We start from the raw sequence: 16,059 nt of genomic DNA on the forward strand, positions 1-16,059 counted from the left end.
TAATATGGTATAAGCCAAAAATATTTTTAAGCATGACATTTAGTTATTACATCTACAAGGTTTTTTTTCATTTGTACTACCTAGGTTCCATTTGAGAAAATTCCATGAGGCTTGATTATTGTTTATAAAACTTTGCTGCATTTCATACAGACGGGGTCCCATACGCTTTTGTAAACCTTCTAAATCATTTTGATTAAAAGCAGCCTCTATAAATCCACCAAATTTATATGTCATCATTCCTTTTTGAAAAATAGTTAAGCCTGTCGCTCCTCCTGAACTCCATGGGTTTTTAGTTATTGCTAAAGATCCGGCATAAATTATAAAATCAAAGAATGCAGATCCGGCTTTTCTCTCTGCCAAGTTACCCGTTGCCCGGGCTTCTGCTAACAATTCGGGATTTTTCCAATGGGTTTCTTTCGCCCTTTGTACCATTTTATTGTAGACATCATCATCATTGTAAAGTGCCAGAGCTATCAAATCTATTTGCGCTAATCGCAAAACTAAAAACTCAGGCATTCTAGAATTATCATAAATTTTGCCATACTTGTCTTCTGGTCCAATCCCATCTAATGCTTCAAAATATGGCATCGGCAATAATGTATTGGTTATTTGCTGTCCTTCACTATCAAAGAAAATATTAAAAGGGTCAGAAGTTTCCTTTATTAAAACCAATTGTCCATCTTTGGTTAGTTGCCACCAATCTGATCCTCTTAGTTCAAATCCGTTAATAGCGTTATTACCCATACCTAGATATGGACTATAATATTGATTGGAAGGGTCTGTTGTCAACCAACGTCCTATACGGCTATCCCATAAACGTAATTCAAAGGCTTCTTTACCGGTTTCAGAATCTTTTTCCTGTCCTTGGAAGGCATAACGGTAGGCTTCTGGGCCCAATAGGCTCCTACCTGGCATGGACATGCCAAAAGGGTAGTAGTCCGTAAACCCATCCCCATAACCGCTTTGGGCGCCACTTTTGGTAAACACGGCCCGTACATTGCCCAAATGATCTGTCAATTCATAGACATAGGAGCGGTTCTCGACTGCACCTAAACCGGCATAGGCCACCCCAATACGGCCACCGCCGTAAACAGGTTGTTCGGCCAAGGCCATACTACCCGCTCTATCATCATAGATGGCCATGACCTGTCCGGCCGCATCCCTTACATAATAGGTGGTACTGGCCAAACTGCCACTGACATAACTTTCCTTTTTTACCCTATGGTTCCTGTCATTGTAAAAGAACTTCACCAAGGGCTGGCCATCTTTTCCTACTTCAGTGACCAAACCGCTGGCATTGTAAATATAGAAAATTCCTTCAGATAGGTTGTCGGTCAACTGTCCAATACTGTTATATTGGTAATTATCCGTAGCGGTCTGGTTGCCAATGTCCTCTGCATTGGCCACATCGCCTTCGGTGTCCAACACCTGTTGCAATTGGTTGGGTTTTGCGGAGCTGTATACATAGGTGAGCGCATCCATGGCATTGCTGCCATCCTGTGAGCCCTTGTTACGCACCAAGCTTTGAATGTTTCCATTGGCATCGTAGGTGATGTTGCTCACATCGTAATCGCCTTCCATGATACTGCCCCCTCCGGTACTGTTGATATGCACTGTAACGGTACTACCCTCTTGGGCATGAAAGCTTGGGGTAAGCGTAAAGCGCTGTGTGGCTTCCAATAATCCGGATTGGCCCGAGGTAAAGGTTGCACTGCTGCTGTCGATATCCAGAATTCCCCCGGTTCCCACAGCGGAACTGCTTGGGTCAAAATTCGCCGCCGTAAGCCAATTGTTACGGTCATAGCTGTACACGTACTCGCTCTCCCCAATATAGGGATGGCCACTGTTCCAGCGTATCCCTTTGATGTTTCCGTTGTATTGGTCCACACCATAGGTGGAATGGCCAATATTGGTCAACGGTCTAGCAAAATCGTTGTTGTGGTAATCTACCTGCATGCCAAAAAGGTCGTTGCCATCACTGCCGGGATCATTGGCCATGTTCAAGGCTGGATGGTTGATACTCTTCAACTGTCCGGCCAAATTGTAGACATAATCCACACCTTGTGCACCAGCAGCTAGCTGCACCCTTTTGAGCCCTCCGGTTTCGTAATAGTAGTATTCCGCGTGCAATTCGTAGGCCGCATCATCGGTGGAGGTTTCCACTTTGATCAAACGATCTTTGCTGTCATACCCATAGCGGTGGATGAACTGTTCTCCCGTAACCCCCTTTTGGAAGATCACTCGGGTCACCAGACCGGTTAGGGGGTCGTATTCATAATCTATGGTCTTTGCCCCAAGTCCCTGAATATTCTGTACCAACCATTTTACCCTACCGTAAACGTCATAACTGTACCAGGTTTCGCTGATATCATTATGGGTCTGTGCCACGTTCCCCGACACAAAGCTTTGGGAAGGGTACTGGGCTGCCCGTGACCCCAAGGCAGTGGCCATGGCCGCATCGTCCGCAAAGTCATAGGTGGTGAACTGTTGTTCTTTTTTAGTGCCGATAGGCAATATTCCATCCGGATCCGCGGCATCAAAACCAGTGCTTACCAACACCCCACTTTCAATAGGTCTGCCAAAGTCATCGTATTCGGTATATGAGAATTCGGCATCCGCAAAGTTGCTGTCTTCATTGGGGTCTCTCTGTTTACTGTTCTGCGAGAAGCGAATCTGTCCATCCTCACGATATTTGAACCAAGCTTCACCTTTGTCGGGACTAATGGTATGCACCAATTGCCCCAGAGCGTTGTATATGTACTCTGTAAAGGGCTTTGTTGCTTTGGTGGTCCCTATGGGCTGATAGGATTTCACCAGACGATCGGCCTCATCGTATTCGTTAAGGCTGTAGTCATAATAATTCACATCATGAGTTACCAAATAGGGCTCGGAACCATCATAAGCTCTGGCACCTACAGCTATTCTGTAAAAGCCACTCTGTAAAGTGGACAATGATTGGAAGATTTTAGTATCGGCAACCAAATCATACACATCTATTCGATAGAAGCCAGAACTTGGCCCTTCCGATAGTGTGACACCGCTACATCCTTTTGGGATATGAATATCAACATATGCCTGTTCGCCAATAGAAAGGGTTACACTATATTTTTGCTGATTTGGATTTTGTTCGTTTCCACTTCTAGCACTCGCAAGCACCTTTCCATCGGTATCCACAAAGACTACATTTTCAGTTCCATGAACATCCCGAGTTATCGTTTTGGATATTTTTAGATTGTTGTAGGTTGATGATCCAAAAGCCATGATCTGTGAAAGTTCTTGGCCTGCCGGCATAGTAAAACTGTAGGCTTGCGGCCATAGATCTCCAGGACCGATAGAACCGTCTCCACTAGTGTCAACTTTATTACCTCCAATGGATTTAAGGACACTTCCTGGGTTCAATGTGCTATAAATGGTACGCGAGAATGGATGATCTGTGATGTCCTGATAATCATTACCTAGATAGAATCCATTATTATTTTGTTCGCTGTAATACCATCCCAGCGTACCATAAGCTTCTCCTACTATTGATGGATCGCTTGTGGTATCGGCAAAGTCCGCTAAGGAATAGGTGCTTCCACTTCTGCGCGACATCGTTTCCGAGTGAGGTTGCACCGCCTTGGTTGTACCCTTTGTGCTTTAGGCCGAAAGGGTAGTAGTTGTTCTCCTCCACGATTTGAAAACCAACAACTTACAGCATATTCTGGAACCCCAAGGAACACTGCTTGGGCACTTTCAAAGAACATTGTTTTGAAAAAATAACGGAAATAACCAAAACCGCAAAAACTTTCAATGCAGCTCGTCCGCTTAACCAGCTTTAAAAAGGGGGAGCGGTATGGGTGGGTGAAAAAACAGCAACCGGAAAAGGGTTGCTGTTGTAATCTATGTTATACCACTGGTTCATAACCAAGAGATTCAGGAGTTGCTAAATCAATCTGGGATATCTATATCTTTATAAGAATTCAATTTAAAATCAGATGGATATATCGTGACTTTGGCTATGAGATATAAACTCAAATCTTTTGAACCATCATATATTAATTCCCAGAATTTATCATAAAAATTTGGGTACATTTTCCCATTCTTATCTATCATAATAATCTCGTGTAAATGCTCATCTATTCTACGATATTCCCACCCCTCACCGTCTATCTCATTGTAAATTGTTGAAAAAAGATATGCAAATATTTGGGGGCTAAGATCTAAAATATCGTCATGAGCAAGTCTTTTTAAATGTGAGTCTAACAATTGTAATTTTTGTATTCTATCACTACATGAGATTTTGAGATTAGTCTTTTTGGCAAGTTCATTAATAAGTGTTTCCTTATTTGAAATTAACTCTTCAATATCAGATAGATAACGGCTCTTACCAATATCTGAACTCATGAAATCCAAAAAAAATTCTTTAGACGGAAAGAGTACTGCTTCATCTACAAAATCGTAAATAACTAGGAATGTTTTATCTTCTAAAATGTAATACTTCTCTACCTCTCTACTTAACTGTTGATCAGTATCTTCCCGATATGACATTTTATTTAAAATCTCTTCAGCCTCAATTCTAGATATCTTTCGCATCACCTTTTGATTTTGTGCTGACATAGAGAAAAATAATAAACTAACAAATAAACAATATAATATTTTTATTTTCTTCATTAATCAAATCTTAGAGGAACACTACTAGGACCTGGCATACCAATTGGAGCATGAACCTTTTGTCTAGGTATATTAGGAGATAGCGTTACTGCAGGTGAAAAATACAAATTTCCATTTGACATTTGAAAAGCAATAGATTGTCTCACAGTGACATTTAATCTAGTAGCATATGCCACAACGCTGGGATCTATAATTGTGTTGGCAGTAGTATAAAAGTTCACTATTGCCCGACCTTGTTTCCCACCAGGGGTTGAATTAGCAGCTGCGTCAATTAGTCCTAATACTTGATAATCCGAAGAACCAGATTTTAGAGAAATAGTACCACTGACGGCTTTCACCTCATGAAAAAAACTGTTTGGAAGGACAGTAGTACCAAACAATGTTACCACCTTTGTCGAAGTAACTGCGTCTGGCTTTACGGCTCCAAATTTTCCGCCAGTTAATGCTTTTCTTCGTTTTGATTCAAATGTTTTGTTTTGATTTGAAAAAAGAAGAAAAAAGTCCAAAGCAGCTCTTTCAAAAGCTAAACCTGCCTCTTGCTTGCTAGTTACACCTGCTGCCGCTGCTTGGGCAAACAACATATGAGTAGTAAAGGGAGTGATAAAATCCCCTTCACCAGGTTCAACAGTCCCAACCGATATAGGATTAGCTGCCGCATCGGCCTCCATCTGTCCAACTCTACTCAAGTCAGCCATATTTCCTTTGGCCACATTTTTTGCGGCACTGGAACTGACACCTCCACCACCGCGGGATAAATCCAACCATTGGTCATTCGTCAAGCCATCGGCTCCATAATTTCGACCAAGTAAGTTGGTAACGCTATTTGCACCACTCGGATCAGCCCAGAACACAGGATTATTATCAAACCCTTGATAGGTCGATAGAGAATAATGGACAACTGGGTCCACTCTGTTAAACCTGCCTATTGCCGGATCATATCCTCTCAACGGCATCTCATACAACCCTGTTGTCTCATCGAGTTCCACCCCATTATACTTCCACTTCTGCGCCACATCGTTGCCCAGCGGTGAAGTGCCTTGGTTGTACCCTTTGTGCTTAAGGCCGAAAGGGTAGTAGTTGTTCTCCTCCACAATTTGAAAACCAACAACTTACAGCATATTCTGGAACCCCAAGGAACACTGCTTGGGCACTTTCAAAGAACATTGTTTTGAAAAAATAACGGAAATAACCAAAACCGCAAAAACTTTCAATGCAGCTCGTCCGCTTAACCAGCTTTAAAAGGGGGGAGCGGTATGGGTGGGTGAAAAAACAGCAACCGGAAAAGGGTTGCTGTTGTAATGTATCTTAACCACTAGTTGCTCCTGTACTGAGCCTGTCAAAGTAAACTGACGGGAGTGTGGAAAAAACAATTCGTTACATTACTCTTAATCTTTACTTATTATTTTTGACTTGGAAATTGCTGACTAGGAACAAATGAATATCGAACTAAAAAAAGGTGATATTACCAAATTAAATGTGGATGCCATTGTAAATGCAGCTAATACTTCCTTGCTTGGGGGAGGTGGGGTTGACGGTGCCATACATCGTGCAGGGGGCAATGCAATTTTAAAAGAATGTGAACAAATACGGGACAAACAGGGAGGGTGTAAAATAGGAGAAGCTGTTATAACCTCGGGGGGTAATCTACCTTGTAAATATGTGATACATACCGTAGGGCCCAAATGGAATGATGGCAAAAGTAACGAGGAAGAACTTCTTCGATTATCATACGTCAATAGTCTTAGATTAGCTTTAAAATATGGTTTAAAGACTATTGCATTTCCCAATATTAGTACTGGCATATTTGGCTTTCCGAAGGAAAAAGCTGCACAAATAGCCATAAAAGTAGTAAGGGAGTTAATGAAAACGCCAGGCAAAATAGACGAGCTCACGTTTATTTGTTTTGATAATGAAAATTATGCTATCTATAAAAAGATAATGGAATCATTAAATCCAAAGAAGTAGCATATTAAATATTTGAACTACTTCTTTGGAATATTTCAACTCAGAGAATAGGGAAGAAATCTATCTTTCCATCATAAAATCAGACTTTCCAGTTTTTTAAAAGAACTTTCCAGTTCTTCTTTTTCATCTGGTGCATGCAATATGTTTAGCAATTCTTTCTGATTACTATTATCCCATACATGTATTCCTATCCAACCCAAACTCCAAAAATCAACTGTACCATCTATTCTTTCAGAATTAAATTCAGCTTGGACAAGAGAACCTAAATCGCCTTCTTTCTCGAAAGATTTATATTTTACTTCATAGCTCTTCAAAAGCGGTGCAACACTCTTTTTAAACCAATCAATATTTTTTAATACATCCATAATCTATTTGGTTGCAAGAACCTTTGTTATATTTTTTACTTCAGGGAGCATAGCTCCTCCTTGTTTTTGTAATGAACTTTGCATTGCCTTGCTTGCGTTAGGCCCTATTATCTTGAACCAATTCGCCCTACCTCCTTGTAATAAACTTGTGGCGGGAACTTGGAACTCTACATATACAGAACCTGCTCTAGCTGCGGTAAAAGAAGTACTTCCCCCTACGGAAACAAAAGTTTGCCCGCCAGCACCTTCAACCATACGTCCCGTTTCTCTCATTACCGCTAATTCGTCCGCAGACATCCATCTTCCTACTGTAACCCATTTTGAGCCAGTTCCGGCGGCACCTGCAATTCCCGAAGAAAAAGGAGCTCTTGCTCCACCTACTGGGGCTCTTACAGGAAAGAAAATGTTACCAACAAAAACCATGCCATAGGAAACGAATAGATTCTTGGTTAGCATTGTGACTTCTGCATTGTGGTTGCGAACAAATGCGTTATAGGCTTCCGTTGTTTCAGCAACTATACCCCCATCTCTTGTATAGGTAAAGCCCATTGCTGATAACATATCTTCAATATCACCCACAGTAGCATCGGCACCACCTACCCAAATTTTTCCCTGTCTGGTTAAATCTTGACTTCCATCTATCAATTCAACCCTCCCCGATTTAAGGTCCAAGTAATGATTTTTGCATTCATCACAATCAGCAGACTGACCCTTGTTACTAGAAAAAGTTCCGTCGCTATTGTTTGTCCATTTTTCATTATTTGATGACCTTCTGAACAAATCTAAAACGAAAGATTCCGCATCAGCTCCACTTGGATCAGTCCAAAAAACAGGGTTATTGTCAAAACCTGAATAGGTAGAATACTCAAAATGAACAACTGGATCCATTGAAGTAAATCTACCCAACGCAGCATCACACTGCCTAAAATCCATCTCATACAACCCTGTTGTTTCGTCCAGCTCCACCCCATTATACTTCCACTTCTGTGCCACATCGTTGCCCAGTGTGGATCCGCCCTGGTTGTACCCTTTGTGCTTAAGGCCGAAAGGGTAGTAGTTGTTTTCCTCCACAATTTCCAAGGTGCCGTTATTGTCCACATAGCTCAACCGTACATTGCCCAAATGGTCCTTGTACTGGTACACGTAGTCATAGCCGCCCATACCGTCTGGCGTAACGTACCCCTCCGGTTGGTTAAAGAACTGCAAGGTGCCGCCTTGGTACACATGGTTGCCCGCATAGTCTGTCACAGAACCTCCCCCGGATACCGACTTTTGCAACTTGGCACCCGTGGCATCGTAAATATATGAAATAGTACCAGAACCTGTCACAATTGTTGTAGGAAGATTCAGATGATTATAGCTAATGCTTGTAATTCCCTTATTGTCGTCCCGGGTCATGTTGCCGTTGGCGTCATAGGTATAATCCGTGTCGTCCACCGCACTGTCCTTAAAACCATAGGTGTCGTTGCCGTCATCCCTGACCTGGGTCAACTGGTTTCCATTATACATGTATGTTAGGTCATCCATTATATTAAAATGGGAAGTGGTCGCCAGGTCTGGACTTGGTACCACATGCCCCATCCTAAGCAAGTTTTCAATATTGCCGTTCTTGTCATAGGTGACAGGGTCTGCGATGCCTCCTAAATTGAACTTACCATCATTGCCAATACCCATGGTGATACGGTTCAGCGCATCATAGGCGTAGCTGTACCAACGTTGGGTGTTGTCGTTGGCCGTTTCCCATTCGGTCTCGCTGATATTGCCATTGAACAGGGGTGTGCCTCCATGGGCAACGGTGTTGTAATTGATTCCAAAATTGAACAGGTCGTTGTCTGCATTGGCATCGTTATTTATGGCTTTGAGCCATCCCCTCACGTTATATGCATAGTCCACGGTCTGCAGTCCTTGGGTACCCGCATAGTCGGTACCGGGTGTGCCACCCACTTTTTTCTGTACCAACTGGCCCAGTTCGTCGTACTGGTTAAAGACGATGAGCTCTTCGGCTCCGCCGCTTCCCCCGGCGTTGGCATCCACCCTAAGGGTGAGGGTACCACTCAGGGTCACGGGATTGTTCGTTGCCTTGACCTCGATTCTGTTCGTGGCTGTTTGGGAACTGGAATAGGTGGCCGCCAAAAGTTCCAAGTTGTTCTGTACTGTGACCGGCTCGCAGTTATACCCCAAGGCTTCGTTCCCGATGCATTGGGTCTGCGTTAACAAGCGGCCCACGTGGTCGTAGGTAAAGTTTTCCAAAGTGGCCACAGTGGCACCATTGCGGGTGTGCTCGATACGCACCCTCAATGGTTTTCCCACAAAGTCCAATTCGGTTTCCACGATGTCCGTGGTGCCCAAGTAGTCATTTTCGCTGCGGGTATAGATGGGCCTTCCTTTCTCATCGTAATAGGTGGTTGCGGTAATCCAGTCGGTTGTTCCCAATACTTTCACACGACTTCCGGTAGCGAGCCCTTTTGTGCGTGTTGTATTGCTCACACCAAAAGAGGTTATGCCCGTTGCCGAAGTGGGATTGAAATCATAATTGTCGTAATAGTTTATAGTCAACACTTCTGCCAAGTCAACCAATCTTCCTGGAAGAATGTTGTTCGGGTAAGCGGTATTGTCATAAAAAATAGAAACAGATTCGCTGAACGCGCTGTTTTGGTCCGTTTCCTGGGAAGTTACCCAAAGGATTCCAGCAAATCCATTGACCTCATCCTGAACATCGGTACGCAAAATGCCCTCCGCGGTGGTCGCAATACCGGTATAGGCGACCCTGCCGTAAGAGTCATATTTGGTAAACAGCCATTCATCGGAGTTAGTATCCTTATCCCTTTGGTTAGCATCCTGGGTTAAAATGGGCTGGTCGAGGTTGTTGTAAACAATGTACTCCCTTTCCTTACCTGGTAGTTTCTTTTCTACCAAGCGGTTGCGGTGGTCGTACACGTATTGGTACCCCAACGCTGCAAGATTAGCGTTCAAGTTGGATAAGGTCGCTGTGGTGGCCTCCATTTTAGGGGGCAGCACATAGCTAAGGTTTCCATAATCGTCATAGACGTAATAGGTGTCGTGGCGCACTTCGGTCTGTGCCCCAACATCGGCATAGGTGCGTTTGAGCACTACCCTACCTTGCTTATCGGTGAATTCCTCGGTGCTGTGGTTTTTTCCAGAGGTATGGTTTTCATCGTAGGTGATGGTCTTGTACAGTTCACCCTCGGTATATTCCAAACCAGCACTGTCTTCCGTCAACGATGGTGTGTAGGTATTGTTGGCAAAATTGGTCGTGACCTCAAACTGGCGTACATCATCGTCCACTGCATTGGTCTGGTATTCAAACTGGATTTCATGTCCTTGGCCCAGGGCCCAATCGTTGCCTGGTGCCGCCTGTTTGAGTACCCGGTTCAATGGGGAGGCTTCGAGTTCTTTTTGGGAAAAGGGATTCGCAGTATTTTCATAGGTTGAGGTATTGTACCACAAAATTATATCTGAAAGGGCATTTATTTTATAACTACCTATGGTGCCCTCCGAACTGGCATAGGGAAGGTGCTCCTTCTCCAAACGACCAAAATCATCATACTCCGTATGGGTCACAACATCATTGTATGCCGGAGATTGTTCCATACCTATCTGCTGTATCGGTCGCCCCAGACCATCAAAGTAGGTAATTTGTTGTATCAGGGTGTCATTCGATACAAAATAATCAGGAAAAGCTGCTGTCTTTGGCTCTTGATAAGAACGGACATATACATAATTATCTCCAGATATGTTGACGGTAAAGTTAGGGGTGCAATTCGTAAACGTACCACAGTCATTCTCTGGATTGTATACTGTGTTGTTATCACAGTCACCAAAACTCTGTGCGTTCATTACATAACCATTTCCTGGACTTGTGCACCGTTGTTGGCTGGAGGTATAATGCCCGTCCCCATCGGGATCAAAATACCACCAAGTTTCTGGATTGATGTTGAATCCGGTGGTTGGATCATCATTACAATCTCCAGTACCTGTAACAGATAAAACATAATCGGTGCTAGGCTTTTCACATTGTTGTATACTTGAACCAGAATAGCCGTCACCATCTGCATCCAAATACCATACAGTTCCAGGATTTATTTGCATGCCAGTGGCCAGGGAGTCATCACAATCCCCAGGGCCAATAACCGAAGTGACCCATATTACTGGATCGGGATTCTGACATGCAACAACCTCTCCCGCGGAATAGCCATCACGATCCTCATCCCTGTAAAAGGTGGTTAAATTATTTACTGTCACCTGACGGGAAGCTGAAGAAGCACCCCCGCAATCATTAGTGGCCAGCACAGCAACAGTTGCGGTTCCAACAAAAGATGCATTCCAATCCACTGTTCCGGTTGACGTTGATATTGTTCCAGCATTTGATGGAGAAATACTCCATTCATAATCGGTAGCGTTGCTTGCATTTGCCGTATAGTTGGATTGTCCGGTCCCGATACACCGTTCCACTACTCCAGAAGTAATGGAAGCATTGCCAAGAGGGTAGCCGGCTGTTAAGGTAATTGAGGCATCTTGCCAAATATTGCAACCATTTTGAGCACTTACTGTTATCGTTTGGGTACTGCCAGCTGCCATAAATACTTCTCTTGATTGCGCTCCCCAACTTGAATTGATGCCACTTGTATATAAGGTAACCGTTGTATTTGGACAAACATTATTTATGTCACTTACATTGGCACTTATTGTTACATCATTAACCGTCCGAACAGCAATAGTCCACTGGTTGTTCATCTCTATAGAAGGTTTTGTTCCACAAACATCACCATGTGTTGCAATTACCTTGTAGGTACCTGGTATCGCTCCTGACCAAGATATGGAGGAACCTGTTCCCGATATTACAGAACCGAAAGTGGAATTGTTCCTATAAAGACGATAAGAGACTCCATACTGGGAATCTGATAAGGTGACCGTTCCGGAAGAATTTGAACAGACCTCAGAAGGTCCTGAGAGGTTGAACTGTTGTGGATTTGGGTTTACAGCATTATCAATAATACCATCACAATTGTTGTCCTTTCCATCACATAGTTCAATATGGTCAGGATTGCTCAAATTGCCATCAAAGGCGTTATCGTCACAATCCCCTGATTTGATTGCTCTATACACCCCTGACGGATAACTGGCATATTGAAAATTGCCTGTTCCCCAACCATCACCATCCTTGTCTTCATACCATTTTATCTGTCCGCTACCCTGTGCATTTCCTGCCAGACATAAAAGAACAGTGAATGTTGTAAGTAAAAGTTGTTTTTTCATGGTGATTTGGGATTAATTTTGCGTGACACTGATATCCAAATACTGATAGTCATAATCTGTGATCAGATTATTTTGTTCGTCCCGCACTTCTTTTAAACGGTTGTTAGCATCGTAGTGGTAGTAGATGGTATAACCTCTGGGGTCAGTAATGCTTGTAACCCCTATCAATGGATCATAGGTATATGTTGTTATCATTGCGTGCGATAGATTGGGGTTGGTACGCAGACCATCCAGCGAACCCCTAAGCAGGCCCTCTTGACCGTTGCTGCCTATAGTATGATCATTATCATTGTTAGAGTTTGCAATTATACTGCCCAAATTGGGAATATTATCATATTCAACATTTTCTAATTGCGCTATAGGGTACATCCCATTATATCCCCAAATCAATGAAACAGGGGCACCGTCAGCCTTTCTGTATTGTATTAGGTTTCCATTACCATCATATTTTTCATAAAGCAAACGCAATTCGGTAGGATTGGTCTGGCTATCCTCGATTCCTTTATGACTTATTTGACTGCTTGGCATGGGAATATTACCCATTGCTGTTTGCATACTATAAGCAGTGTATTGACTGAATAGTTTGATTTCATTGGATTCATCCGCATCTGCCAAGAATTGTTCTGATCTTATAGTTGCACGCGTTCGATTTTGAGCGAGAAGATCTGGCATGTTGGCTTCGCTCTGTACATCATGTGGATAGTAGAGATGACTGGTAAGAATCTTGCCTTTACTATTTCGCATTACCTTTTTTGTGAGTTGTCTATGTACAGACTTTTCATAAAAATATTCTGTATAATTCTCCTCTATACCATTAGGGAAATAGGTTCTGACCATTGAACTCTTCAGACGTTGAATGCTTCCCTGCTTTATTTCGTCCGCGCTTATTATTTCGTATGGATCGGGAACAAGAAAACCTGATTTAAACCAAGACATTATAGGCATATTAAAGAATGGCTCTTGTCCTCTATCATATTCGTTGTACTCGTAAAATATTGATTGCTTTAACTCTCCAGTTCTGGAATAAATGGAATCCGTTATGACGCTGCCGTTGATATGAGAGTTCGTATTTGGAAGCTTTCCCAAAATATATACCTCCCCATAACCAACATCATAGTGGTCATAGCATGTTTCAAAGTCTTCTGCCTCTACATAGCCTCCAGGGATAGTTGGATTGCAGCCTCCACTAGACAGTCCTAAAAGAACATGAGATAACCCTACATCTCTTTTAATATAATCGTTAGGTCGGTTTACATAAGTACTCACCTTATAACCATTGGAGGCACCAGTTCCATCCAAGAATGTCTCCGTGACTTTTGAATATCCGATATGGCTTCCAGATGCAGCGTTCACAGTTCTTAGTTTATTTTCTGAACTTAAGTACATGGAAAAATCTTGACTGTTAAATGTGATTGCGGTATCAGGTGAATATTCGAAAAGACTACTTGTTGGAGACCAAAAAATCAAATCGTCCATGAGCACTCCACTAGACTTTTTACCACCATCGGGAAAGGTCATGTCATAGTAATACTCTTTAGTTTCCAGAATAACACCATTAACGTCTTTATTAATGATCTTTGCCAATCTTGCACCACCCACTTCAAATTCTTCATATACATCTGATGGCGGATCAATTGCATTACCAGTCCAAACAGTCGCATAAGCAGATGCATAAACTGCTTGGGTCCCTGATGGACTCTGCCATGTTGTACTATACAGTTTGTAATTGCCTATTGGAAGTGAATACTTTCTGGTTAAGTTGCTTGAACTGTATGAACTAAAATCTATAGGGTTAATAGCGTTTTCACCAGTAGCGGTATTAACAATCCAGATTGCTTGCCCAACAGGGGTAATGTTATCACAATTTGGGGCACAACCAAAAGTTGCAGTAACCTCAATATTCAACACATTTCCTTGATTATCTACATATTCACTGTTATCACAAAGATCTGTGTCCACCACTTGAAAAGTCGTGCCATTTTGTGAAGCATTAATAGATATAGTGTTAATACTACAATTAACATAGGCAGATTCTTCAAAAGAATACGTGGAATCATCAGCCATTTTTAAAAGCTGGTAAGGGAAATTATATGATTTGGAACTCCTTAAACCAGATGATTTTAAACCTCCTCCGGAGTTAAAAGTTGGGGTGTAATAGTTTTTCTTTAAAGTTGTCTTGTTGGGTTCATATACAAATTCCGTAGTCCCCCCGGTAGGATATATAACTTTACTAAGAATTCCTTTGCGTCCAAAAAGAAAATTGGTGCTCTTATCCGCTCCGATCATCTTAAAAAAAGCTTCATATGACTCTTCATTACCCGTTGGCGGCACCAGCATGAATCGTTGAAAATTCGCTATTCTTGTAGTGTTGCTATCCATGCCATTATAAAAACCCCAGTAGTCAGTGCCTTTGGTATCTTTGGCAGGTAATTCGTTGGGACATTCATAATCGAAAATGTATTTTTGGTCCTGAATCTGAAAGCTATCCAATTTTAGGCGCAAAAACCTTACCTTATCGATTTGATTTTGTTTGTCCTGGTTGAAATAAGAATACTCAAATTGTGCGCCTTTTATTAGATTGTTGTGGTAATCGTAAAGATTGATTCTCTGTAAACTATGACTTTCTAAATTATTTGGATTATAACTACTAAGATTCCATTGAGTATTGGTCAGTGCATAAAATGCATCAGTGTCAAAATCATCCTCTCTGACTCCTAAAATAAACTTCAACCGACCAAAATCGCCTTGGATTTCATCCAGAAACAGAATTTTATTGCCGGATAGGGAAGTCGAAATCTTTTGAGGTGTAGTTACAGTTTTAATTCTGTCAAATGATGCTGCATTTGAATTAAAGCCAGAAATCTCGTTATAAATAGGAAAATTTATATGAAGTCCCTCGGAATAATAAAACCGAAGTACCGCATTGTCGACTACAGGGTCATTTAAAGGAGACTCTATTCTAGAAACTTTCCATGAAGTGATCAAATCTCTAGAATGAAGCCTAGCTTGTCCAGTTACTTTATTTAGAGCGTCCATTTCCGTCAATCCAGTAGTATTTGGATTAGAAATAAAAGAGGTTGACAGTTCCGGTTGGTCAAAATGGTATATAAACCCCATAGGGTCGACCACCTTAAATCTTTTGCTATTAACAAAGTAGTCGACTTTGAAATTAAGCTCACCAAGTGTAGTCGCAGTAATAACCGTATCATTTACTACTTTTTTTCTTAGGTAGAAATTTACTGATCCATTTGGAGTATGTGCGGTAAATAAATCAGGCTCTAAATCTCTTGGGGCGTCTTGGTCATATTCTGTATGCAGCAGAAAAAGTTCATCCCTATCCAATTTAAATTGTGAGTCATTAGGACCTGTTGGAGACAACAAGTCTTCGGAATAAATCCAGCCTTGGTTTTCATTTCCTGTATCGGATCCAACCCTTAAATCATCAAAACCATTTATTTGTCTTGTAATAACAATACCTTCAGAGAGGTTCCAACCTAATCCTACCCATGAAGCCTCTTGATTAAACCGAACTCCAGAAGTATTATACTGAAGGTTGATAGGAATTTTCAATCCATCCAGTTCTACTGTGTGAAATGGAATATTTATGTTGGCCGTGCCATTGTATTTATTGACTGGGGTGTCACCAAATTTACCCAAGCTTGCCACCTCTGGATTGCCAGGAACCAATTGCACCTCATAAGATGAAGGTCCTATGTTTCCAGGGTTTGTTTGTGCGATTGTCAAAAAAGTTGACATCGTCCCAAGTATAGTGATATATAACTTCCTTATTTTCATAATAATC

At 42.0% G+C, this 16,059-nt stretch carries 7 protein-coding genes; 1 reads left to right on the plus strand and 6 read right to left on the minus strand.

Annotated features, from left to right (window positions below; all coding sequences use genetic code 11):
* Positions 1-39: 39 nt before the first annotated feature.
* The 3 genes from K7G75_RS12425 to K7G75_RS12435 all read right to left on the minus strand — a co-directional run bounded on the left by K7G75_RS12425 (position 40) and on the right by K7G75_RS12435 (position 5,741).
* Positions 40-3,591, minus strand: coding sequence for an RHS repeat domain-containing protein (locus K7G75_RS12425; protein ID WP_222984564.1), 3,552 nt, complete (start codon positions 3,589-3,591; stop codon positions 40-42).
* Between the two features lie 336 nt (positions 3,592-3,927).
* Positions 3,928-4,650 (minus strand): hypothetical protein, encoded by a 723-nt coding sequence (locus tag K7G75_RS12430; RefSeq protein WP_222984565.1) that lies wholly within the window; start codon positions 4,648-4,650, stop codon positions 3,928-3,930.
* The gene (locus K7G75_RS12435; RefSeq protein ID WP_222984566.1) at positions 4,650-5,741 is read right to left on the minus strand and encodes an RHS repeat-associated core domain-containing protein; all 1,092 of its coding nucleotides are present in this window, start codon (positions 5,739-5,741) and stop codon (positions 4,650-4,652) included. The genes K7G75_RS12430 and K7G75_RS12435 overlap by 1 nt, the downstream gene beginning before the upstream one ends.
* A gap of 343 nt (positions 5,742-6,084) precedes the next feature.
* Here K7G75_RS12435 and K7G75_RS12440 point away from each other — a divergent pair, with 343 nt between their 5' ends.
* On the plus strand, positions 6,085-6,615 hold the full coding sequence (locus tag K7G75_RS12440; protein ID WP_222984567.1) for an O-acetyl-ADP-ribose deacetylase: 531 nt from the start codon (positions 6,085-6,087) through the stop codon (positions 6,613-6,615).
* 71 nt (positions 6,616-6,686) lie between these two features.
* Here K7G75_RS12440 and K7G75_RS12445 read toward each other — a convergent pair whose 3' ends face one another.
* Genes K7G75_RS12445 through K7G75_RS12455 form a run of 3 tightly spaced genes read right to left on the minus strand, consistent with a single transcriptional unit; the run spans position 6,687 to position 16,052 of the window.
* Positions 6,687-6,980 (minus strand): hypothetical protein, encoded by a 294-nt coding sequence (locus K7G75_RS12445; RefSeq protein WP_222984568.1) that lies wholly within the window; start codon positions 6,978-6,980, stop codon positions 6,687-6,689.
* A 3-nt stretch (positions 6,981-6,983) separates the two neighbouring features.
* Positions 6,984-12,257: a DUF6443 domain-containing protein gene (locus K7G75_RS12450; RefSeq protein WP_222984569.1), complete on the minus strand. Its 5,274-nt coding sequence runs from the start codon at positions 12,255-12,257 to the stop codon at positions 6,984-6,986.
* A 12-nt stretch (positions 12,258-12,269) separates the two neighbouring features.
* Positions 12,270-16,052 (minus strand): RHS repeat domain-containing protein, encoded by a 3,783-nt coding sequence (locus K7G75_RS12455; RefSeq protein WP_222984570.1) that lies wholly within the window; start codon positions 16,050-16,052, stop codon positions 12,270-12,272.
* Between the last annotated feature and the right edge of the window lie 7 nt (positions 16,053-16,059).

The organism is Flagellimonas meishanensis, assembly GCF_019880545.1.
Taxonomy (GTDB): Bacteria; Bacteroidota; Bacteroidia; order Flavobacteriales; family Flavobacteriaceae; genus Flagellimonas; species Flagellimonas meishanensis.